The organism is Nocardioides sp. Soil774 (assembly GCF_001428125.1).
GTDB lineage: Bacteria > Actinomycetota > Actinomycetes > Propionibacteriales > Nocardioidaceae > Nocardioides.
Map to the genome: position 1 here is coordinate 135,012 of NZ_LMSM01000012.1, position 21,455 is coordinate 156,466.

Annotated in this window: 22 protein-coding genes; 9 read left to right on the plus strand and 13 right to left on the minus strand. The window is 74.5% G+C overall.

What is annotated here, in order from left to right:
* Positions 1–3 precede the first annotated feature (3 nt).
* From ASG76_RS18495 to ASG76_RS18525, 7 genes are all read right to left on the minus strand, one after another.
* Positions 4–444 (minus strand): DUF3040 domain-containing protein, encoded by a 441-nt coding sequence (locus tag ASG76_RS18495; RefSeq protein ID WP_056607099.1) that lies wholly within the window; start codon positions 442–444, stop codon positions 4–6.
* Between the two features lie 131 nt (positions 445–575).
* The gene (gene dinB / locus ASG76_RS18500; protein ID WP_235529755.1) at positions 576–1,754 is read right to left on the minus strand and encodes a DNA polymerase IV; all 1,179 of its coding nucleotides are present in this window, start codon (positions 1,752–1,754) and stop codon (positions 576–578) included.
* A gap of 36 nt (positions 1,755–1,790) precedes the next feature.
* Positions 1,791–2,528: a methyltransferase domain-containing protein gene (locus tag ASG76_RS18505; RefSeq protein ID WP_056607102.1), complete on the minus strand. Its 738-nt coding sequence runs from the start codon at positions 2,526–2,528 to the stop codon at positions 1,791–1,793.
* A 37-nt stretch (positions 2,529–2,565) separates the two neighbouring features.
* On the minus strand, positions 2,566–6,333 hold the full coding sequence (locus ASG76_RS18510; protein WP_056607105.1) for a DNA polymerase III subunit alpha: 3,768 nt from the start codon (positions 6,331–6,333) through the stop codon (positions 2,566–2,568).
* A gap of 1 nt (position 6,334) precedes the next feature.
* Entirely contained in the window at positions 6,335–6,748 is a 414-nt protein-coding gene (locus ASG76_RS19465) for an SAV_6107 family HEPN domain-containing protein (protein ID WP_056607110.1), read from the minus strand.
* A gap of 11 nt (positions 6,749–6,759) precedes the next feature.
* Complete coding sequence (locus ASG76_RS18520) at positions 6,760–7,050, minus strand: DUF6504 family protein (RefSeq protein WP_056607113.1); 291 nt, start codon at positions 7,048–7,050, stop codon at positions 6,760–6,762.
* Between the two features lie 215 nt (positions 7,051–7,265).
* On the minus strand, positions 7,266–7,733 hold the full coding sequence (locus ASG76_RS18525) for a hypothetical protein (protein ID WP_056607115.1): 468 nt from the start codon (positions 7,731–7,733) through the stop codon (positions 7,266–7,268).
* A gap of 46 nt (positions 7,734–7,779) precedes the next feature.
* Here ASG76_RS18525 and ASG76_RS18530 point away from each other — a divergent pair, with 46 nt between their 5' ends.
* From ASG76_RS18530 to ASG76_RS18540, 3 genes are read left to right on the plus strand one after another with little or no spacing between them, the layout of a single operon-like run.
* Positions 7,780–8,253 carry a YbaK/EbsC family protein gene (locus tag ASG76_RS18530; protein WP_056607118.1) on the plus strand — a complete coding sequence of 158 codons (474 nt, stop codon included), beginning with the start codon at positions 7,780–7,782 and terminating at the stop codon, positions 8,251–8,253.
* Positions 8,253–8,843, plus strand: coding sequence for a DUF4126 domain-containing protein (locus tag ASG76_RS18535; RefSeq protein WP_056607121.1), 591 nt, complete (start codon positions 8,253–8,255; stop codon positions 8,841–8,843). Before ASG76_RS18530 ends, ASG76_RS18535 begins: the two co-directional genes overlap by 1 nt.
* A 23-nt stretch (positions 8,844–8,866) precedes the next feature.
* Entirely contained in the window at positions 8,867–10,168 is a 1,302-nt protein-coding gene (locus tag ASG76_RS18540; protein ID WP_056607124.1) for a phytoene desaturase family protein, read from the plus strand.
* Between the two features lie 6 nt (positions 10,169–10,174).
* Here the strand turns inward: ASG76_RS18540 and ASG76_RS18545 are convergent, their stop codons facing one another.
* Positions 10,175–10,777, minus strand: coding sequence for an SIMPL domain-containing protein (locus tag ASG76_RS18545; protein ID WP_056607127.1), 603 nt, complete (start codon positions 10,775–10,777; stop codon positions 10,175–10,177).
* Between the two features lie 3 nt (positions 10,778–10,780).
* Complete coding sequence (gene metF / locus ASG76_RS18550) at positions 10,781–11,671, minus strand: methylenetetrahydrofolate reductase [NAD(P)H] (RefSeq protein ID WP_056607130.1); 891 nt, start codon at positions 11,669–11,671, stop codon at positions 10,781–10,783.
* A gap of 64 nt (positions 11,672–11,735) precedes the next feature.
* Between metF and ASG76_RS18555 the strand changes: the two genes are divergently transcribed.
* On the plus strand, positions 11,736–12,800 hold the full coding sequence (locus tag ASG76_RS18555) for a polyprenyl synthetase family protein (RefSeq protein WP_056607134.1): 1,065 nt from the start codon (positions 11,736–11,738) through the stop codon (positions 12,798–12,800).
* An 18-nt stretch (positions 12,801–12,818) separates the two neighbouring features.
* Here ASG76_RS18555 and ASG76_RS18560 read toward each other — a convergent pair whose 3' ends face one another.
* From ASG76_RS18560 to ASG76_RS18570, 3 genes are read right to left on the minus strand one after another with little or no spacing between them, the layout of a single operon-like run.
* The gene (locus tag ASG76_RS18560) at positions 12,819–13,253 is read right to left on the minus strand and encodes a barstar family protein (protein WP_056607137.1); all 435 of its coding nucleotides are present in this window, start codon (positions 13,251–13,253) and stop codon (positions 12,819–12,821) included.
* A gap of 2 nt (positions 13,254–13,255) precedes the next feature.
* Entirely contained in the window at positions 13,256–13,714 is a 459-nt protein-coding gene (locus ASG76_RS18565; RefSeq protein ID WP_082587677.1) for a ribonuclease domain-containing protein, read from the minus strand.
* The gene (locus tag ASG76_RS18570; protein ID WP_056607140.1) at positions 13,714–14,085 is read right to left on the minus strand and encodes an Rv2175c family DNA-binding protein; all 372 of its coding nucleotides are present in this window, start codon (positions 14,083–14,085) and stop codon (positions 13,714–13,716) included. Before ASG76_RS18570 ends, ASG76_RS18565 begins: the two co-directional genes overlap by 1 nt.
* A 154-nt stretch (positions 14,086–14,239) precedes the next feature.
* Here ASG76_RS18570 and ASG76_RS18575 point away from each other — a divergent pair, with 154 nt between their 5' ends.
* From ASG76_RS18575 to ASG76_RS18595, 5 genes are all read left to right on the plus strand, one after another.
* Entirely contained in the window at positions 14,240–15,040 is an 801-nt protein-coding gene (locus ASG76_RS18575) for a family 16 glycosylhydrolase (protein WP_162254139.1), read from the plus strand.
* A gap of 168 nt (positions 15,041–15,208) precedes the next feature.
* Positions 15,209–15,970, plus strand: a complete 762-nt coding sequence (locus tag ASG76_RS18580) for a transglycosylase SLT domain-containing protein (RefSeq protein WP_157559203.1) — start codon at positions 15,209–15,211, stop codon at positions 15,968–15,970.
* Between the two features lie 140 nt (positions 15,971–16,110).
* On the plus strand, positions 16,111–18,252 hold the full coding sequence (pknB, locus tag ASG76_RS18585) for a Stk1 family PASTA domain-containing Ser/Thr kinase (RefSeq protein WP_056607149.1): 2,142 nt from the start codon (positions 16,111–16,113) through the stop codon (positions 18,250–18,252).
* A 17-nt stretch (positions 18,253–18,269) separates the two neighbouring features.
* Positions 18,270–19,169 carry a DMT family transporter gene (locus tag ASG76_RS18590; RefSeq protein WP_056607151.1) on the plus strand — a complete coding sequence of 300 codons (900 nt, stop codon included), beginning with the start codon at positions 18,270–18,272 and terminating at the stop codon, positions 19,167–19,169.
* A gap of 72 nt (positions 19,170–19,241) precedes the next feature.
* Positions 19,242–20,315 (plus strand): zinc ribbon domain-containing protein, encoded by a 1,074-nt coding sequence (locus ASG76_RS18595; protein WP_157559204.1) that lies wholly within the window; start codon positions 19,242–19,244, stop codon positions 20,313–20,315.
* On the opposite strand, the gene ASG76_RS18600 is transcribed toward ASG76_RS18595, so the two are convergent.
* The gene (locus ASG76_RS18600; protein WP_056607157.1) at positions 20,293–21,294 is read right to left on the minus strand and encodes a threonine aldolase family protein; all 1,002 of its coding nucleotides are present in this window, start codon (positions 21,292–21,294) and stop codon (positions 20,293–20,295) included. The two genes, ASG76_RS18595 and ASG76_RS18600, sit on opposite strands and share 23 nt — an antisense overlap.
* Between the last annotated feature and the right edge of the window lie 161 nt (positions 21,295–21,455).

A 21,455-nucleotide genomic window follows, 5' to 3' on the forward strand; every position in this document is an offset into this window, starting at 1 on the left:
GCGTCAGAAGCCGCGCTCGCGGCGGCGGCGCCACCGCTCCTCCATGCGCTCCATGAAGGGGCTGCCGGAGCGCTGGCGGCGGGGCCGGTGGGCGCGCCCACCGTCGACGACGCCGAAGCCGGACCTGCCGGAGGCGCGGACCTTGGGAGACACCGGGTGGCCGGGGCTGCGCGCCGACGTCAGGGCGAGGATCGCGCCGCCGAGCATCACGACGAAGCCCAGGACGCCCATCACGGTGCGGACCACCTGGTTCTCCCCGATGAGCACGGCTGCGATGAGCAGCGCGACGCCGACGACGAGGATGACGCCGCCGAGCACCATGCGGCGACGGGCGGCGCGCTGGAAGGAGGTGCCACGCAGGGTCGAGGCCAGCTTGGGATCCTCTTCGACGAGGGCGCGCTCCATCTGCTCGAGCAGTCGCAGTTCTTCCTCGGAGAGCTCCACAGTTCCTCCTCCACCTCGTGCCTCAAGTCTAGGCACGCTCCGGTGCCTACGGTAGGCGTCCTGTCGAAATTCACCCCGGTGGGGAGGCCTTCGACCCCTATGGGTGGGCCGGTGGACCCGGACAGCCGGCCTCACCGGCGTCGGACCAGGCTCGCCGGCCGCACGGCCGACGAGCCGAACCGGCGTGCCGCGCGGTCGACGGCACGGTCGGCCTCGGCCCACCCGCGCTCCGGCTCGCCCAGCTCGAGCTGGTGGTGGACGGTGGTGCGCGGCACCAGTCCCTCGACCCGGACACCGACCAGGCGCAGGCGCGCGCGCTGCAGGCCGAGCGCGTCGTAGAGGCGGGTCACCGTGCGGTGGACCTCCACCGTCACGTCGGTGGCCTCGGGGAGGGTGCGCGAGCGCGTGATCGTGGTGAAGTCCGCGAAGCGGACCTTGAGGGTGACCGTGCGACCCGCCACCCCGGCCGAGCGCATCCGGCCGGTGACCCGGGCGGCGAGGCGCAGCAGCTCGCGCACGACCACCTCGCGGTCGTCGGTGTCGCGGGCGAAGGTCTCGTCGGCCCCCATCGAGCGCTCCGGCTCGTGCGGCCCGGCCCGCGGCACCAGCTCGCCGCGGTCGGTGCCCCACGCGAGGCGGTGGAGCTCACGACCGAGGTGGACACCCACCGCGCGCTGGAGCGTGTCGAGCGGGGTGTGCGCGACGTCGCCGACGGTGACCAGGCCGAAGCGGTGGAGCAGCGCCTGCGTGCTGGCGCCGACGCCCCAGAGCTCACCGACGTCGAGGGGGTGGAGGAACGAGGTGACCTCCGACGGCCGCACCACGACCACGCCGTCGGGCTTCGCACGCCGGCTGGCGAGCTTGGCCACCGACACCGACGCCGCCACCCCGACCGAGCAGGTGATGCCCTGCTCGTCGTGGATCGTCGAGCGCAGCCGCTCGGCGATCTCGCGCGGGGTGCCGAGGCGGCGCAGCGACCCGCGCACGTCGAGGAAGGCCTCGTCGAGCGAGATCGCCTCCACCTGCGGGGTGACCTCGCGGAAGGTCTCCATCACCGAGGCCGAGACGGTGCTGAACGTGGCGTAGTCGGGCTCGAGCACGACGACGTGGGGACACAGGCGGCGTACGCGCGTCATCGGGAGCGCCGAGCGGATGCCGTAGGTGCGCGCGACGTAGTTGGCCGCCAGCACCACCCCGCGCCCGCTCCCGCCGACGACGACGGGCTGGTCGACGAGGTCGGGGCGCTCGCGCAGGGCGACGGAGGCGTAGAACGCGTCCATGTCGACGTGCAGGAGCGGGGTGTCAGTCACCGGGACCACCCCGGCAGGGACCGGCCGGCGGCGCGGTCAGCGCTGGGCGATGACGTGCACCTGCGCGGCGAGGGGCAGGTATTCCGGGCGGGTCGCGACAGCCCGCTCGAGCTCGACGAGGGCAGCCGTGGCACCCGGCTCGAGGTCGAGGAGGCTGCCGGGCACGAGGTCGGCGAAGACCCGCACGGCCTGGACCGACCGCGGCCGCAGGCCGGCAGCCCCCAGGAGGTCGGCGACCTCGTCGTGGGTGAAGCGTCGACCGCCCCGCCCGCCCGTCTGGTCGCCGTCGAGCAGCTCGCGAGCGGCCTGGAAGTGGCCGGCCATGGCGCGTGCCACGACGGCCGCGTGGCGCTGGGCCACGAGGAGGCTGAGGTGACCGCCCGGACGCAGCACACCGGCGATGGCGGCCAGGGCGGCCGCCGGGTCGTCGACCATCTCCAGCACGCCGTGGCACAGCACGAGGTCGGCCTCGTCGACGAGCGCCGGGAGGTCGGAGAGGTCGCCCTGCTGACCGGTGACCCGGTCGGCGACGCCGCGCTCGCGCGCGCGACGGTCGAGCGAGGCGAGGGCGTCGGGGCTGGGGTCGATGACCTGCACGCGGTGGCCGAGCTCGGCCAGCGGCACCGCGAAGCCGCCGGTGCCACCGCCGATGTCGACGATGCGGGCCTGCTGTCCGTCACCGTCGAGCACGTGGCGTACGCCGTCCCAGACCACGCCGGTGCGCACGGACTGGCGACGCTCGCTGGCAGAGGGGCTGGCCGAGGGCTGGGACATGGGACCAACCCTAGTGGGCGCGCAGGGACTCCCGACGTCATCCGGGGCTCCCCGGGCTGCGGTGCCACAGCGAGCGAGGGACGGCGCCGGGGTCGTCGCCGGGCGGCCTGAGGTCGGCGTAGGGCGAGACCCGGAACCCGGTCGGGTGGACCAGCACGCGGAGCCGTGCGGGCTCACCGGGCGCGGGCTCCGGCGCCCGGGCCAGCTCGGCGCGCACGAGCGCGAGCCCGTCGTCCGCCGTGCGGGCGCGCTGCCACAGCTCGTGCAGCGCCGGCAGCTCCCAGGCCCCGGTGGCGCGCAGCGAGACGCCTCGTCGGCCGGTGCGGCGCAGCTCGCCGCGCACGAGCAGCAGCCACGAGGAGAACACCGTGGTGGCGAAGCGACCCTGCACGTCGTCGAAGAAGGTCGCGTCGACCGGACCGGTGCCGTCGTCGAGGGTGAGGAACACGACGCGTCGCCCGGAGCGGACGGGCGGTGTCTGGGTCGCCACCTTGACTCCCGCGACCAGCAGCTCGGCACGGCTGCGGCGGCGCAGCAGGTCGCGGCTGCGGGTGATGCCCAGCGCGTCGAGGAAGGGACCGAAGGGCGCCACCGCGTGCTGGCTGACGTCGAGGCCGAGGATCTCCAGCTCCGCGCGCATCCGCTCCAGCGTCGTCATCTCGGGCAGGCCGGCGGGCCTCTCCCCCGGCTCGCCCGGCTCGTCGCCCAGCCGCAGCGTCAGCTGGACCGACTCGGCGCGGACCACGGGCCGCGCGGCCTGCGACTGGGCGGCGGCCCGGACGGTGGGGTCGGAGCTGTTGCGCCCCGCGGCCGTGGCGGCGGCTGCCGCGGCCCGCGCGGGTGGCGTACGACGCAGCCCGCGACCGCGGGAGGCGCGGTCGACCGCACGGGCGTGCTGGTCGAGCTCGGCCACCTGCAGCAGCAGGTCGCGGCGCGTCACCCGGCCGCGGTGCGTCACCGCGACCTCGCCCGACCCGATGCCGTAGACCCCGTCGAAGGCGCCCGCCAGCACCAGCCTCTCGAGGACGGGGCGCGAGACCCGCGCACGGTGGAAGAAGTCGGACAGCGAGGCGTAGGGCGTGCCCGCGCGCGCCTCGACGATGCGCGCCACCTCGGCCGCGCTGATGCCCTTCACGTCGCTCAGCGAGAGCCGGATCGCGTGGCCCTCCCCGGTGGTGCCGCGCTCGACGGCGTACGTCGACGAGCTGGCGTTGACGTCGAGCCCCAGCACGCCCACGCCGAGCTGGCGGGCGTCGTCGAGGATGAGCCGCTTGGGGTACATCCCGGGGTCGTGGGTCAGCACCCCGGAGAGGAAGTGCGCCGGCCAGTGCGCCTTGAGCCAGGCCGACTGGTAGGTCGGCAGGGCGAACGCCGCGGCGTGGGCCTTGCAGAACCCGAACGAGCCGAAGGCCTCCAGCACCCGCCAGACCTCCTGGACGACAGCCGGGTCGTAGCCCTGGGCGAGCGCGCGCGGGAAGAACCACGCCTTCGTCGCGGCCATGCCGTCGGGGCTCCCCAGGGCGCGGCGCCTCTCGTCGGCCTCGGCGTTGGACACGCGCGCGAACCGCGCGACGACCTCGATGACCTGCTCGTGGAAGACGACCACCCCGCGGGTCTGCTCGAGGATCGGGCGCAGGTCGTCGTGGAGGTAGCGCGCGCTCCGCCAGCCCTGCTTGACCTCGAGGTAGGGGGTGATCATGTCGCTCTTGACCGGGCCGGGCCGGAAGAGCGAGATGTCGGTGATGATGTCGTCGAAGGACTCGATGCCGGACTTGCCGACCAGCTCGCGCTGGCCGGGCGACTCGACCTGGAACACGCCGAGGGTGCGCGCACTGCTGATCAGCGCGAAGGTCGCCGGGTCGTCGAGGGGCACCTGTGCCTCGTCGTCGAGGTCGACGCGCACGTCGTCGACGCGCGCGATCTCGGCGACCGCGTGGGCCATCGCCGACTGCATGCGGATGCCGAGCACGTCGAGCTTGAGCAGCCCGAGGTCCTCCACGTCGTCCTTGTCGAACTGGCTCATCGGGAACCCCGCCCACGACGCCTCGACGGGGGTGCGGTCGAGCAGGGTGGCGTCGGACAGCAGGATCCCGCAGGGGTGCATCGCGACGTGGCGCGGCAGCCCGTCGAGGCTCTCGACGAGGCCGAAGAACCGGTCGAGGCCGCCGTCGCCGAGACCGCTCGCCCGCAGCTCGGGCAGGTCGCGCAGCGCGGCCCGCGCGTCGCGCGCCCGGACGTGGGGGAACGCCTTGGCGATGGCGTCGACCTCGCCCGGCGGCATGCCGAGCGCGGCGCCGACGTCGCGCACCGCGTGGCGGACGCGGTAGGTGTCCATCATCGACACCGTCGTGCACCGCTCACCGCCGTAGCGCTCGAGGACCGCCCGGTAGACCTCCTCGCGCCGTGCGGACTCGACGTCGACGTCGATGTCGGGCAGCGAGGCCCGGCGCGTGGAGAGGAAGCGCTCCATCAGCAGGCCGTGGCGCAGCGGGTCGACGCCGGAGATGCCGAGCAGGTAGTTGACCAGGCTGCCGGCACCGGACCCGCGCGCCGCGCGCCGGATGCCCATCTCGCCCATGAGGTGCGTGACGTCGGCGACGGTGAGGAAGTAGGAGGCGTAGCCCAGGGCCCGGATCGTCTCGAGCTCGTCGTCGAGGCGCTTCCACAGCAGCACCTTGGGGGCATTGCCGTAGCGGCCACCGATCGCTGCCTCGCACCGCTGTCGCAGGACGACGTCGGCGGAGTTGGCCGGGTCGGCCGAGACGTCGGAGAGCGCGAGCTCGGGGAAGTGCACCTCCCCGATGCCCAGGTCGGTGCGCGGGTCGAGCGCGCACCGGTCGGCCACCGTCCGGGTGCGGGCGAGCAGGCGCCGTGCCGCGCCTGCGCTGTCGTGCGCCAGCCCGGACAGGCGGCAGACCTCCTCGGCCACCTCGAGCATCTGCTTGCCGGACTTGAGGAAGCCCTCGGCGTTGCCGCGGCCGCCGTCCGGGCCCCGGTCGCGCAGCTGGGACGAGCCGAGCGGCACCAGGCGCCGCGCGGCGTCGAGGACGTCCACGGTCGGGGCGTCGAGGCGGTCGGCGTAGCGCACGGCGTTGGTCAGCACCGTGACCAGGCCCGCCGTGCGTGCGATCCCGGCCATCCGCGCCGCGTGGGGCGAGGTGCCCGGACCCCAGTCGCCCGAGCGTCCGCCGAGACGGTGCGAGACCAGCTCGACGACGACGTTCTCCCGTGGCACCACCGCCAGCCACGGCGCGAGCGCGGCCAGCCCCAGGTCGTCGCGTCGTCGTGTCGCGGCGAGCCCCAGCTCCGAGGCGGGACCGAGCAGCACCAGCACGTGGCCGCCGGCCAGGTGCGGGGCCAGCACGTCGAGCGTGCCCACCGGGCGACCGCGCTCCCCCGACAGGTGGACCGCGGACACCATCCGGCACAGCGCCGCCCAGCCCGCCTTCCCGCTGGCCAGGAACGTCACCCGGGGACTGCCTCCCTGCTGGGACGAGAGCCCGCGCACCTCCCCGCCGCGCACCGGCGTACGACGTGGGGCTGGGCGGCGGGGGCCATCGGCCGCGCGGTCCAGCGAGCCGGTCGGCGCCACCGCCAGGTCCACCCCCAGCACGGGGCGTACGCCGGCCGCGCGGGCGGCCCGGACGAACTTCACCGCGCCGTAGGTGCCGTCGCGGTCGGTGAGGGCGAGGGTGTCCATCTCGTGCTCGACCGCGCGCTCCACCAGCGTCGACGGGTGGGACGCGCCGTAGCGCAGGGAGTAGCCGGAGGCGACGTGGAGGTGGACGAAGGGGTCGCGCGACACCTCACGCCACGCTGGCGTGCGGCACCAGGCCGAGCGACTGCTCGACCACGGCGAGGAACCGGTCGGCGTCGCGGACCAGGTCGTCGGCCTCGCGCTCGGTGACGGCCCGCGTCGATCCGGCCTCGGCGGCGGCCCGCTTGGCCGCCCCCGCGGCGAAGAAGCTCGCCCACTCGGTGAGCTCGGGCGCCACGTCGGCCAGCAGCACCCACGCGTTCTTCTGGCGCCGGCCCCGGGGTGCGGGGCGCGCCCGCGCCGCGAGCAGGGCCGCTGCGGCGCAGAGCGCCGCGACGTGGGCGCAGGCATAGCGCGAGGGGACGTCGCGCGCGGTGATGGCGTCGTGGAGCGACGTCGCCGAGCGCTGGAGGTAGGAGTGGGAGGTCGCCGGGAGGAGGTGGGGGTTGACGGTGCGGTCCATGTCGCTCCCCCTCAGTCCAGGCAGCCGACGAGCTGCCAGCGCCCGTCGGTCCAGTCGAAGGACAGGTCGAACACGCCGTGGCCCTGCTCGCCTCGCCCGGCCTCGACGCGCCACAGCTCGCGCTCGGCGAGCAGGTCGGGCGCCGCGCCGCCGGCACCGCCGCTCCCCTGCCACCACGGGCCGGTCTCCACCCAGTGCGCGACCACCGCGCGCACCTTCCACAGCGTGCCCCGCCACAGGAACTGGTCGGGGTCCTCCGCCTCACCGCGTCGCACCTCGACAGGGTCGTCGTACTGCCTCATCGCGCCTCCTCCACTGCACCCTCTGGCAGGCTCGGCCTGCGCATCCGTCGACCCCGGGCCGACCCGGGCGGAGGTGGGGGTCGAGGTCACCGCCACCCGGGTCGCATCGAACACGTGTTCGAACACTCCGAACGGTACTCCCTGCCACCGACAGCGCGTCAAGGGGCGAGCGCCCCCTGTGGAGTGGGAACCGAGGAGGAGGCGGCGGAGGAGGCTCAGACCTCGCGCAGGTAGGTGGTGGTCTCGCGGCGCCAGAGAAAGAACAGCAGCACCAGGCCCTCGAGGATCACGACCGCCGACAGCACCACGAAGATCGCGGGCAGGTGCTTGTCGAGGCACACCGCCCCGACGAGCACGCCCACGCCCGCGGTCGCGGACAGCACCAGGCGGGTCCAGCCGTGGCCGCCGAGGAAGAACGACCCGAGCACGAGCGCCAGCAGCGCGAACCCCACGAAGGCCACCAGCGAGAGCGCGACGAAGCCCGGCACGATCGGGCTCTCGCGCAGCTGGTCGATGCCTCCCTGGGCGAGGATCTCCTGGGCCGACGGGTTGCCCTTGGCCCAGCCGAGCACGACCTCGTCGTGCATCAGCCAGGTCAGCAGCGTGATCACCCCGGAGGTGGCCACGATCAGGCCCAGCACTCGCACGCTGTTGACCACGGATCCCGGCACGTCGCGCGCCATGCATAACCCCCTGAGGCTCGTCGTTCGTCGTCGCTAGGCTCGCACCATGTCGAGCGAGCACGCATCCATCACCTCGTTCCGAGGCGAGCTCACCCGGCGCGGCGGGACGGGTGACGTGGTCATCCTGCCCGACAGCGCCCACACGGCGGCACTCGCCGCGGCCGCGCTGGGGTGTGAGGTCGGCGCCATCGCCAACAGCCTCCTCTTCGACGCCGACGGCGAGCCCGTGCTGATCCTCACCTCCGGCGCCCACCGGGTGGACACCGCGGTCGTCGCCGGGCGCATCGGCGTGGTCCGGCTGCGCCGCGCCGCGCCCGACTTCGTGCGCCAGCACACCGGACAGGTCATCGGCGGGGTCTCCCCCCTCGACCACCCCGCCGCCATCCGCACCTGGATCGACCCGTGGCTGCGGCAGCACCCCGTGGTCTGGGCGGCCGCCGGCCACCCGGCCGCGGTCTTCTCCACGACGTACGACGAGCTGGTCGCGATGACCGGCGCCGTCGAGGTCGAGGTCGAGTGATGGACGCGCTCGCGCTGACGTTCTCCAGCGGGTGGGCGAGCGGCATCAACGCCTACCTCGTCGTCCTCGTGCTCGGCGTCGCCGACCGCGTGGGCTCGCTGACCGAGGTCCCCGACGTGCTCGGCCGCTGGGACGTCCTCGCCGTGGCGGGCTTCCTCTACGCGATGGAGTTCATCGCCGACAAGATCCCCTACATCGACTCGACGTGGGACGCCGTCTCCACCGCCATCCGGCCCACGGCCGGCGCGGTGATCGGGGTGCTGCTCGCCGGCGACGCGTCGTCGCTCGACCAGGCGGTCCTCGGCGTGGTCGGCGGCGGCACCGCCCTGCTGAGCCACCTGGCCAAGGCCGGCGGCCGGCTGGCGCTCAACTCCTCCCCGGAGCCGGTGACCAACGTGGTGGCCAGCCTCACCGAGGACGCCGCCGTGCTGGGCGTGGTCTGGTTCTCCCTGGAGCACCCCCGCACCGCCGCCGCGGTGGCCGGAGTGCTGCTCGTGCTCGGCCTGGTCGTGCTGGCCCTCGTCGCACGCCTGGTCCGTCGCGGGTGGCGGCGCTGGCGCAGCCGGGGACCGGTGCAGCACACGGCGTAGGCCCGACGCCCTAGGGTTCCCCCGTGGCGCGCGTGGTGGTGGTCGGTGGTGGCTTCGGCGGCATGGCCGCCGCCGCCCGGCTGGCCAAGCTCGGCCACGACGTGACGCTGCTGGAGGGCTCCGACCGGCTGGGGGGCGCCCTGACCACCGTCGAGCGCGACGGCTTCGCGTGGGACGCCGGACCGTCCACCACGCTCCTGCCCGCCGTCGTGCGCGACCTGTTCCGCAAGTCCGGTCGCCCGCTGGAGCGCGAGGTGGACCTGCAGCCGCTCGACCTGGTGCGCGAGCACCGCTTCGAGGACGGCACGTCCGTGGGTCTGCCGGGTGGGTCCCGGGCGGCCCAGCTCGCCGCCTTCGACACCCTCGGCCCGGGGCTGGGGCAGCAGTGGGTCGACCACGTCGCGTCCTTCGGCGAGACCTGGGAGCTGCTGCGCAAGGAGTGGTACGAGCGGCCCCACGACGCCGACGTCGCCCCCCGCGCGCTCACCGACCTCCTGGGCAGCCGGGAGTCGCTGCACAAGCGCCTGCGACGCTCGCTGCGCGACGAGCGGCTCCGGCTGGTCGCCGGGCACCGCGTCGTGATGGACGGCCACGAGCTGCGCGACGCCCCGGTGCTCGCCGGCGTCGAGGTCTACCTCGAGCAGCGCTTCGGCACATGGACCGTGCCGGGCGGGCTAGCGGCGCTGGGCACGGCGATGGCCGAGCGGCTGGCGCTGCGCACGGTGGCCGTGCACACCGGCACCCCGGCGAGCGACCTCGTCGTCCGCGACGCCCGCGTGGTCGGCGTACGCACCCCGGCGGGTGACGTGGACGCCGACGTCGTCGTGGTGGCGATCGACCCGCGGCGCCTGCCCACGCTGGCGCCGTACGTCCGGCGCACCGTGCCGGCCATGCCCCCCGTCGTGTGCCACGTGGGCCTCCGCGGGCCCGTCCCCGACCTGCCGCACGAGGTGGTGCTGCACGGCGACCCGCTGCTCGTGGTGCGGACCGGCGGCCGCGCCCCTGAAGGCGACGCCGCCTGGACGGTCCTGGCGCGGGGTCGGATCGCCGAGGACGTGCTCACCGCCCTCGCCCGCCACGGCGTCGACGTGCGCAGCCAGGTCGTCGTCCGGGTCGACCGCAGCCCGCGCGACCTCGTCGAGGCGTGGGGCGGCTCGCCGCACGGCGTGCTGTGGCAGGGGCCGCGCACTGCGCGCACCCGGCTCGGTCCGCGCACGCCCGTCGCCGGCGTGCTGACCGCGGGCGCCCACGCGACGACCGGGTCAGGCCTGCCCTTCGCGGGGCTGAGCGCCGCGCTGGTGGCCGACCTGGTCGGACGGGCATGAGAGCCCTCAGGCCAGCAGCTCCCACACCACCGTGAGCGTGGTGCTGACCGTCGCCTCTCCCGGCTGGAGTCCGGCGTCGCGCAGCATCGCGGCCTTCACCACCGGGGACGGGCCGTCCGCGGCGTCGCCCTCGACGATGCTCTGCACCTCGCCGAGCCCGGCGCCCGCCATCCGCGCCAGCTGGGCGGCACGGTCGCGGGCGTCGTGGAAGGCGGCCTCGCGGGCCTTGTCGCCGGCGCCGTGGTCGTCGACGACCTCGAGGCCGACGCTGTCGACGGCGAGGTGGTCGCCCACCTCGTCCGCCAGGTCCGCCAGCATCGCGCCGGCACCGACCAGCTCGGCGCACGCGATCGCGAAGGAGTGGCGCGCCTCGTAGCCGCTCTCGCGACCTTCGTGGTCACGGGTGGGCCACACGGTGATCCCGGTGGAGGCCACCCGGCGGGCCTCGGTGTGGCGCCCGGCGACTGCGACCACCGACGCGGCGGCCTGCACCATGGCGTCGTACGCCTCGGCGACACGCGCACCTCGCGCGACGGCGGCGACCCGGACCATCGCGGTGTCAGGTGCGACCGAGCTCGAGCCGGTCCCGGTGACGGTGATGGTGCGCACGGCTCAGGCCGTGATGCGCAGGTTGGCGAAGATCTCGCGCGTCGCCTTGGACCGGTTCAGCGTGTAGAAGTGCAGGCCGGGCGCACCGGCGTCGAGCAGCGCCTCGCACAGCTCGGTGGCGATGGCGATGCCTTCCGCGCGCAAGCCTGCCGGGTCGTCTGCGAGGGGCGCGAGCCGGTCGACGATCTCTGCAGGCAGCTGGCGGCGGGAGAACTCCACCATCCGCTCCATCGAGCGCAGGTTCAGGATGGGCATGATGCCCGGGATGATCGGCAGGTCGGCGCCGACGGCCGCGGCCCGCTCGAGCAGGGCGACGTAGTCGGAGGCGCGCAGCACCATGTCGGTGACCGCGAACTCCGCGCCCGCGTCGTGCTTCGCCTTCAGCACCCGCGCGTCGTGGTCGAGGTCGATCGCGTCGACGTGACCCTCGGGGAACGCCGCGACGCCGATGCGCATGTCGGCCCGCCCGCGGATCAGCGCGACGAGCTCGTTGGCGTAGGTCAGCCCGCCCTCGGTCGGCGTCCACGGCGACCCCGGTCCGGCCGGCGGGTCACCGCGCAGCGCCATCACGTGGCGTACGCCGGCGCTGCTGAGGTCGTCGAGGATCGCGCTGATCTCGGCGGTGGTGTGGCCCACGCACGTCAGGTGCGCGACCGGGAGCAGTCCGGTCTCGCGGGCGATGCGCGCGGTGATCGCGACGGTGCGGTCGCGGGTGGTGCCTCCGGCGCCGTAGGTGACCGAGACGAACGTCGGGCCGAACGGCTCCAGCTCCGTGATCGCCTGCCACAGCTGCTGCTCACCGGCCTCGTCCTTGGGAGGGAAGAACTCGAAGGAGAACGACCGCTCGCCGCGCTCCAGCAGCTCGCGCATGCTCAGGCCCCGTCCGTCACTCATGGGGGCAAGCCTACGGAGCGCCACGATGCGTGGGCGGCCTTGTCCACTGACTAGGCTCCTGGACGTGACGACCTGGGACCCCGCACCCTTCCGCGACCAGGTCCAGACGGTGCTGGACTCCTTCCTCGACGAGCGCGAGGCCGAGCTCGCCGCACTCGGACCCGACGCCGGGCGGCTGATCGCCGAGGCGCGCACCGCGGTGCGCGGGGGCAAGCGCTTCCGCGCGGCCTTCTGCCACTGGGGCTACCGCGCGATCCGGCCCGAGGTCGCCGACCCGGCCGCGCTGGCCCGCGCCTGCGCGTCGCTCGAGCTGCTGCACGCCAGCGCGCTGGTGCACGACGACTACATGGACGCCTCCGACACCCGCCGCGGCCGTCCGGCGACCCACCGGGCCTTCGAGGCCGAGCACCGCGCGGCCGGCTGGCGCGGCGACCCCGAGCAGTACGGCGCGGCTGCGGCGATCCTGCTCGGCGACCTCCTCCTCGGCTGGGCCGGCGACCTCCTGCGCGGGTCGGGCTTCACCGCCGCCGAGGTGGCTGCCGGCATGGCGATGTTCGAGCTGTGCCGCACCGAGGTGATCGCCGGGCAGTTCCTCGACGTCTCGGTGCAGGCGCGCGGGCACGCCGACGTCGACACCGCGATGACGGTGCTGCGCTACAAGTCCGCGAAGTACTCCATCGAGCGCCCCCTGCACATCGGCGCCTCGCTCGCGGGCGCCGACGACCGCCAGGTCGGGCAGCTGAGTCGCTTCGGCCTTCCCCTCGGCGAGGCCTTCCAGCTGCGCGACGACCTGCTCGGCGTCTTCGGCGACCCCGCGGAGACCGGCAAGCCGGCCGGCGACGACCTGGTCGAGGGCAAGCGCACGGTGCTCGTCGCGCTGGCCCTCGACGCCGCTCCCCCGGCGAGCGCGCGGCGCCTCGACGACTGCCTCGGCACACGCCTCGCGGCCTCCGACGTCGACGAGCTGCGCGCCATCATCGAGGAGTCCGGGGCCCGCGCCCAGGTCGAGGCGGTCATCGGCTCGCTCGCCGACCGCGCGGTCGACGCCCTGGGCGCAGCGGAGGTCGACGACCACGCCCGCGTCGTGCTCACCGAGCTGGCCGCGGCGGCCACGCAGCGCACCGTCTGAGGCGGGCGGCGTACGACCTCAGTCGAGGCTGGTGACCCCGGGGACCGGCGGTCCCTCACCGCGCAGGAGCACCGAGAACGGCACCCCACGGTCGGCGTGGACCCGCGAGCCCAGCACGCTGAGCGCGATGCTGAAGGCCTTCTCGTCGGCGCGCGCCAGCGTCGCCCAGCCGTCCCACAGCAGGACCACGCCGTCCACGCCGGCGCCGATGTCGTGCAGGCAGTCGGCCAGCGCGTCGAAGTTGTGCCCGTAGTGGTCGGGGAAGGCGAGCGCCTGGCCGACCGCGGCGAGGAAGGCGGCCTTGGTGTCGCCGCGGGTCCAGCCGTCGACGTGGCCGAAGCCCCAGCCGGCGTGCTCGACCGAGTGGCGTACGTCGGCGACGTCGAACGCCCCGTGCCACAGGTGGATGCCCGGCTCCTCACGCCCCGACAGCACAGCAGCCAGTCCGCTCATGGTCACGACCTCGCGATGCGTGAGAAGGAGGTGTAGTGGTCGGCGGTCCAGTAGAGCTCCCCGCCCTCACCGGCCACGATACGACGCGCGCCGCGGTCGTCGGAGCCGGGCGTGGGCACGGTGTACTCGCGGTAGTAGCCGAGGGGCTGGTCGGGCAGCAGCTCCTCGCGGTTCTCGAAGGTGACGCCGTCGCGGTCCTCCGGGAACGGGCCGCCGGCGTCGATCAGCTCGAGCGTGCGTGCCGCCTCCGGCGGCAGGTCGGCGAGGAGCACGACGGGCAGCCCGCTCGACGGGTCGGTCTCGCTCCCCCGGTCGGGCTCGGTCGTCCCCGTCGACGGCCGGGCGGGCTCCGGGGCGTCCTGCCCACCGCCCACGACCAGCCAGCCCACCAGCAGGACGGCCGCGGCGAGCAGGAGCAGCCATTGCTGACCGCCGCGGCCCGAGGCACGGCCGGCGGCCATCAGTACTCCAGCACCTGCGCGCGACGCTTGACCTCGCTGCCGCGGTTCTCCCGCAGGGCGTCGATCGGGCGACCCGGGAGGTCGTCGTCGGTGAAGAGCCACGCGATGCACTCGCGGTCGTCGAAGCGGTGGTCGTGCAGGAGGGTCAGCAGGCCGGGCAGCCCCTTGACGATGAGGCCGTCCTGGAAGAAGGCCGCCGGCACGCGCGGCCCGGCACCGGGCTCGGACACCGCCGCGGCGAGCTCGTGGTCGCGGATCATGGTGCGGACCTTCGCGGGGGTCACGCCGAGCAGCTCGGCGACCTCGAACCAGTCGAGCCACTCCGGGACGAGGGCGGCCAGGTCACGGTCGGCGAGGGGGGTGTCACTCATGCGCGTACTCGCTTCGCTCCGTGCGCGCACGAGGCACGTGTCACGCTGTGTTGGACGATTCGCTCGCTGCGCTCACTCATGCGCGCAGCGTACGACGCCGGAGCGGGCGTCACCGAAGTTGTCGCCCCGGCGCCGGGTCCGTACCGTGTCGCGGATGCACCCCCTCAGAACTGCCCTCGCCGCAGCCCTCGTGGGCCTGCTCGCACTCACCCTGTCCCCGTTCGCCTCCCCCGCGTCGGCCGACCACTACCACGGCGTGCCGGGGCCGGTCCACGCCGGCAACACGTTCGGCTGGTACCAGTACGGCGTGTTCCGCCAGGAGTTCGTCGGCCCCAAGCCGGCCTTCTGGAAGCAGAAGGGCCGCGGGATCGTCCGCACCCAGCACGGCATGCTCACCCTGATGAGCACCCAGCGCGGCAGCGTCTCGGCGACCCTCGACCTCACGGGCCACACCTACGGTCGCTGGGAGATCCGGATGCGCGCGCGCACCATGTCGAAGGTCAAGGGCGGCACGCCCTACAAGGTCGTCACCGAGCTGGTGCCCGGCGGCACCCGCGACCAGCACTGCGGCGGTCGCGACATCGGCCTGGAGAACTTCACGCTGGGCTCCAACACCGTGAAGTCCTACGTCCACACGCTGCCCAACAGCTCATACCGCGGCTTCCTGGGACGGCACCTGCGCAACGACCGCTGGCACACCTACGCCGTCGAGGTCGCCCCCGACCACGTCTCGTGGTTCGTCGACGCCCACGTGATCAACACCGAGCGCCGCACCGAGGCCCTCGACCCGGTCACCCGGCAGCTGAAGTTCGAGCTGCGCGCGCGGGACGGCAAGAAGATGCACCCGGCGCGGATGCAGATGGACTGGATGCGCTACTGGGGCCCCCGGGCGCGCAACGAGAAGTCGATCAAGGCCCCGCAGCTCGAGCTCAGCACCTACAACGGCGCCTGCTGACGCCGACTGACGGCCCACTCACGAGGCGGCGGCCGGTCGCGCGACACGCCGACCCGGCCGCCGCCTCGCGTCGTCGGGGGGTCGGTGCGTAACGTCGAGTGCTCGTTCGCGCGCTTCCCCCTCGCGACCACGAGTCGCGGGCGCTGCGGACCAGACGAGGAGCGTGCCGTGCCCCGACCAGCCTACCCCCCGACCCGTCCCCCGCGTCGCGCCGCCCGCATGGCGGTCCTCGCGGCCGCAGTCGCCGCGACGCTCGTGAGCGCCCCCGCCCACGCCGACCACCAGCGGCTGCCCGACGACCGCACCCCGACGGCGTACGTCGTCAGGTCCGGCGACACCGTCTCCGGGCTCGCCGTGCGCTTCCACGCCTGGACGGCCGAGATCGTCTCCCACAACCACCTCGGGCGCAGCGGCGCGCTGCAGGTCGGGCAGCGGATCGTGATCCCCGTCGTCGGCGCCGACGACCGCGGTGGCGCCGGGGGCGGCGGGCGCGCGACCACCATGTGGCAGCACCCCGACGCCGACCGCGAGAAGGTCCGGCGCGTGATCGCCGGCGCCGCACGCCGCCACCACGTCGACCCGCAGCTCGCCCTCGCGGTCTCCTGGCAGGAGTCGGGCTGGCAGATGGGGGTGGTCTCCCACGCCGACGCGGTCGGGGCGATGCAGGTGCTGCCGTCCACGGCCCGCTGGATGGAGCACTACGCCGGGCGGCGGCTGCGGCTGCACCGCCTCGGCGACAACGCCACCGCGGGCGTGCTGCTGCTGCGCGTGCTCGCCACCCAGACCGACCGTCGCCGGCACAAGATCGGCGCCTACTACCAGGGCCTCGGCGCCGTGCGGGAGCACGGGCTCTACGACGAGACCCGCACCTACGTCGCCAACGTCGAGGCCATCAAGCGGCGCCTCGAGGACGGCCGCCCGCCCGCCTGAGCGCCCGCGCCTCGTCGTCAGGCGCCGGTGCGCCACGCCGGGGTCCCTGCCTGAGCAGGGCTCCCGGGCACGACGTCCGTACGATGGTGGCGCCGGATCCTTCCCCGTCCGCCCTGCGGGTCCGGCGCGGAGGTCGACCAGTGGAGCCACCCGAGCACGCCCGCGCAGCCGCGCCCGGCGCTGCCGGCGACCCCTTGGTCGGTCGGCTGCTGGACGGGCGCTACCGCATCGGCTCCCGCGTGGCCCGCGGCGGCATGGCCAGTGTCTACGAGGCCACCGACACCCGTCTGGACCGCACCGTGGCCGTCAAGGTGATGCACCCCGGCCTGGGCGACGACCAGGAGTTCGCGGAGCGGTTCGTGCGTGAGGCCCGGGCCGCGGCGCGGCTCAACCACCCGCACGTGGTCGGCGTCTACGACCAGGGCGACGACACCTCCGACGGGCAGGACACGGTCTTCCTCGTCATGGAGTACGTCCCGGGCCACACCCTGCGCGACGTGATCCGCAAGGAGGCGCCGATGCCCCCGGCGCGCGCGCTCGCGCTCCTCGAGCCCGTGGTCTCCGCGCTCGCGGCCGCCCACCGCTCCGGGCTGATCCACCGCGACGTCAAGCCCGAGAACGTCCTGATCGCCGACGAGGCGCACGGCGGCCGGGTCAAGGTGGCCGACTTCGGGCTCGCCAAGGCGGTCAGCGCCGACACCCAGCACACCGCGACGGGCGGTGTCCTGATCGGCACCGTGTCCTACCTCGCGCCCGAGCTCGTCGTCGACGGCCGCGCCGACGCGCGCGCCGACGTCTACGCCGCCGGCGTCGTGCTCTTCGAGCTGCTCACGGGGCGTAAGCCCCACGAGGGCGAGTCGCCGATCCAGGTGGCCTACCGCCACGTCCACCACGACGTCCCGATGCCCTCGACCCTGCGTCCCGACATCCCCGACTACGTCGACGCGTTGGTCGCCCGCGCCACCTCGCGCGACCGCGGCCAGCGCGCGGCCGACGCCGGCGTCCTGCTGCACCAGCTGCACCGGGTGGAGCAGGCGCTGCGCGAGGGCCTGGCCTCCGACCCCGAGCTGAGCGCCGACCTGCTCCCACGGCGTACGCCGGTGTCCGACGAGGCGGCCGGCCCCGACGACACCACCCCCGAGCCGTTCGACGCCGGCGCGCTGGCCCTGCTCACCGAGGTCGACCCCCGTGACTCCGGGCTCGTCGACGACGGCAGCCCCGACCGCACGACGGCGCTCGAGCGCCACCCGGTGGCGGCAGCGCCGACCGCCATCCCCGCGCCGCTGACCGAGCCGATGACCACCGTCGCTCCGGGCACGCGCGAGACCGACCGGCCGACGGCGCCGTCCCGCGCACCCTCGCGTCCCGCGCCGGTCGCGACCGCCGGGCGGCACCGCTCGGTGAAGGGTCCGCTCGCGCTGGCGCTGGCCATCCTGCTCGTCGCCGGCATCGGGGTCGGCGCCTACTGGTTCGGGTGGGAGCGCTACACGACCACTCCCGGGGTGCTGGGGCTCGACGAGGCGGCGGCCACCGCGGAGCTCCAGGACGCCGGTCTCGAGGCCGAGGCGGGCGAGGGCGCCTACAGCGAGAGCGTCGCGGCCGGCCTGGTCGTCGCGACCGACCCCGGCCCGGGCGGCAAGGTGCTCGACGGTGGCACGGTCACGCTGGTCCTCTCGCTCGGGCCCGAGCGCTACGACGTCCCCGACCTCGCCGGCAGGACCGAGGACGAGGCGCAGGACGCCCTCGCTGCGACCAGGCTGGACTTCGGGGAGAGCAAGGGCCGCTGGAGCGAGACCGTGCCCGAGGGCCAGGTGATCCGCACCTCCCCCAAGGCCGGCACCACGCTCAAGCCGGGGGCGGTCGTCGACCTGGTGCTCAGCCGCGGTCGCAAGCCGATCGAGGTCAAGGACTTCACCGGGAAGTCGTTCGCCGACGCCCGCGAGGCGCTCGAGGCCCGCGGGCTCGAGGCCACCGTGGCCTCGCAGGTCTACAGCGACACGGTGCCCGAGGGCGTCGTCATCTCCCAGGACCCGACCACCGGCACCCTGTTCCGCGGCGACGCCGTCTCGTTCGTCGTCTCCCGCGGCCCCGAGCTGGTGGAGGTGCCACGGGTGGAGGCGATGGGCATCGAGGCGGCCACCGAGCTGCTGGAGGGCCTCGGGTTCACGGTGAAGACGAAGCAGGCCGAGATCTACCTCGGCCTCGGCTACGTCTCGAGCTCGGACCCCGGTGAGGGCGAGCGCGTCGCCAAGGGCTCGACGATCACGTTGTCGGTGGTGTGAGGTCCTAGCCTCTCCCCGTGAGTGCTGATCACACGCGTCGTACGACGCTGCTGGCCGCGGCCGCGCTGCTCGTCCTGGCCGCCTGCTGGGGCTCGACGTTCTTCCTCATCAAGGACCTGCTCGACCGGGTGCCGACGCTCGACTTCCTGGCCGTGCGCTTCACGATCGCCTCCCTCGTGCTGCTGCTGGTCGCCCCCCGCGCGCTGGGGCGCCTGTCCCCCGCCGTGCGCCGGCACGCGGTCGTGCTCGGGCTGCTCTACGGCGTGGCGCAGATCCTGCAGACCGCGGGCCTGGCGCACACGCCGGCCAGCATCAGCGGCTTCGTGACCGGCCTCTACGTCGTGTGCACCCCGCTGCTCGCCGCCGCCATCCTCCGCACGTGGATCCCGCCGATCACTTGGGCTGCCGTGCTCCTGGCGACGGTCGGCCTGGCCGTGCTGGCGCTGCGCGGCTTCAGCATCGGCTACGGCGAGCTGATCACCCTGGCCTCCGCGGTGCTCTACGCGCTGCACATCGTCGGCCTCGGCGCCTGGTCGAGCGCCCAGGACGCCGTCGGGATGACGATCCTGCAGATCATGGTGATCGCCGTGGTGTGCACCCTGGCCACCGCCCACGACGGGATCGTGCTGCCCGACCGCGCGGGCGACTGGGCCTCGGTCGTCTACATGGCCGTCGTCGTCGGGGCGCTCGGGCTGCTCGGCCAGACGTGGGCGCAGGCCCACCTGCCGCCCACGCGCAGCGCGATCATCATGAGCATGGAGCCGGTCTTCGCCTCCCTCTTCGCCGTCTGGCTGGGCGGGGAGGACGTGACCGCGCGACTGCTGCTGGGCGGCTCGATGGTGCTCGTCGCGATGCTGACGGTCGAGCTCGCACCGCGCCGCGTCGTCGAGGGCGAGGTCCCGCACATCGCCGTGTGAGCCCGGCCCCGGCTGGGGTGCGTTCCCGCTTTCCCCGCGACGACCGCGGCCCGTCCGCCTATCGTGGCCCCCGTGGACAGGTGCGTGGCGTGCGGCGCCGAGCTCGGGGTGGGCCGGTTCTGCCTGAACTGCGGGCACCCGATCGGTGCGCCCGCCCCCGTGGTGCAGGCCCCGCCGCCCGCACCCGAGCCGGTCGCCGAGCCCGTCGCCCAGCCCGTCAGTGAGCCGCGCGCCCAGCCGGTCGCCGAGGACCCGCCGGCGACCGTCCCCGTGCAGGCGGCCGACCCCACCCCCGTCCCGCCGGCCGGCACCGCGCTCCTGACCGAGCCCGAGGTCGCGCCCGAGGTCGCGCCCGAGCCCGAGTCCGTACGCCCGCCGGGCGCGTCCGACTGGGACCCGAGCGTGGACCTGCTCCCCTACGAGGAGGTCGACGAGACCGAGGTGGACGACCCGGTCCCCGGCCGCGCCTGGATCGCCTGGGTGGTGGGTGCCGTCGCGCTGGTCGGCCTCGTGCTCGTCCTGCTGCGGGTCTTCGCCACCGACGACGACGCCCTCGCCACCGGACCGGACGAGACGTCGTCCAGCGAGGCCGCGCCCACCGGTGCCGCCGACGACGGCGCCGACGACGGCGCCACAGCGGCGCCCGAGGCCCCGCGCGGCGTCGGCAAGCGGCTCGAGCTCGCCGAGGGCGCGTCCTTCGAGGTGCCGGGCACGGCGCCACCCACGACCGACCTCGACGGCAACCTCGTCGCCTACGAGGCCAGCCAGATGGGCGACGGCAACCCCGCCACGACCTGGCGCATCGCCGGCGACGCCACCGGCCAGCAGGTGGTCGTCACCCTCGCGGAGCCCGGTGTGGTCAACCGCGTCGGCCTCGTCAACGGCTACGCCAAGCAGGTCGCCGGTGTCGACTGGTACCCCAACAACCGCCGCATCCTCGCGGTGACCTGGCGCTTCGACGACGGCACCGAGGTCGAGCAGACCTTCGCCGAGCGCGAGGCGATGCAGCTGCTCAAGGTGCCCCCGGTCGAGACGTCGTCGGTGACGATCACCGTCACCGCGGTGACACCGCCCGGCGGCGGGAGCCTGGGCCGCGACTACACCGCGATCAGCGAGGTGTCGCTCATCGGTCGCCGAGCCGGCTGAGCACGACCGCGGCCCGCTCGGCGTCGGCCCGCGTGACGTCGAGGTGCGTCACGAGGCGTACGGCGCGGGGACCGACGGCGGCGATCCGCACGCCCTCGTCGGCGGCCCGCGCCACGAACGACGCGGCGTCGGGGCGGTCGACGACGACGATGTTGGTGTCGACGGCCGCGGGGTCGAGGCCGAGCGCCTCACCGAGCAGCCGGGCGTGGGCGTGGTCGTCGGCCAGCCGCTCCACGTGGTGGTCGAGGGCGTACGCCCCGGCTGCGGCCAGGACACCCGCCTGGCGCATGCCGCCGCCCATCCGCTTGCGGCTCACCCGGGCCCGGTCGATCGCGTCGGCCGAGCCGACCATCAGCGAGCCGATGGGTGCGCCGAGCCCCTTGGAGAGGCAGACCGCGAGCACGTCGGCTATGCGGCCGTAGTCGGCCAGCAGCGTGCCGGTCGCGACGTGCGCGTTCCACAACCGGGCGCCGTCGAGGTGGATCCGGGTGCCGGTGGTGTCGGCCCAGGCGCGCAGCTCGCGCAGGTCCTCGATCGGGAGCACCGCTCCGCCGGCGAAGTTGTGGGTGTTCTCGACCGAGACCGCCGCCGTACGCACGAAGAACGGGCCCATGTCGGGGGCGTGCATCGACTCGATCGCCGGCAGGTCCACCTGCCCGCGCGGGGCGGTCCAGGTGCGCATCGTGATCCCGCTGATCGCGCCGTGGGCGCCGAGCTCGGCGCGCGCGATGTGGGCCGACGACTCGCACAGCACCTCCTCGCCCGGGGAGACGACGGAGGCCACGGCCAGCACGTTGGCCATCGAACCGGTCGGGGTGAACAGCGCCGCCTCGTGGCCGAACATCTGCGCCACCCGCTCCTGCAGCGCGTTGACGGTCGGGTCCTCGCCGTAGACGTCGTCCCCGACCTCCGCGCGGGCCATCGCCTCGCGCATCGCCTCGGTCGGACGGGTCAGGGTGTCGGAGCGCAGGTCGATCACGCGCCGAACCTACCCGGGGGCGGTCGGGCTGGCATGAGCGGTGGTCCAGCCACATTTCCGGCGCCTTGGGTTCAAGGTCTGGATGCAACACCTCGTAGTGAGGGGTGTTTGCGATGGCGGCTCGGCGGGTGTTTCCCCAGCAGGTACGTCGCGAGTTCTGG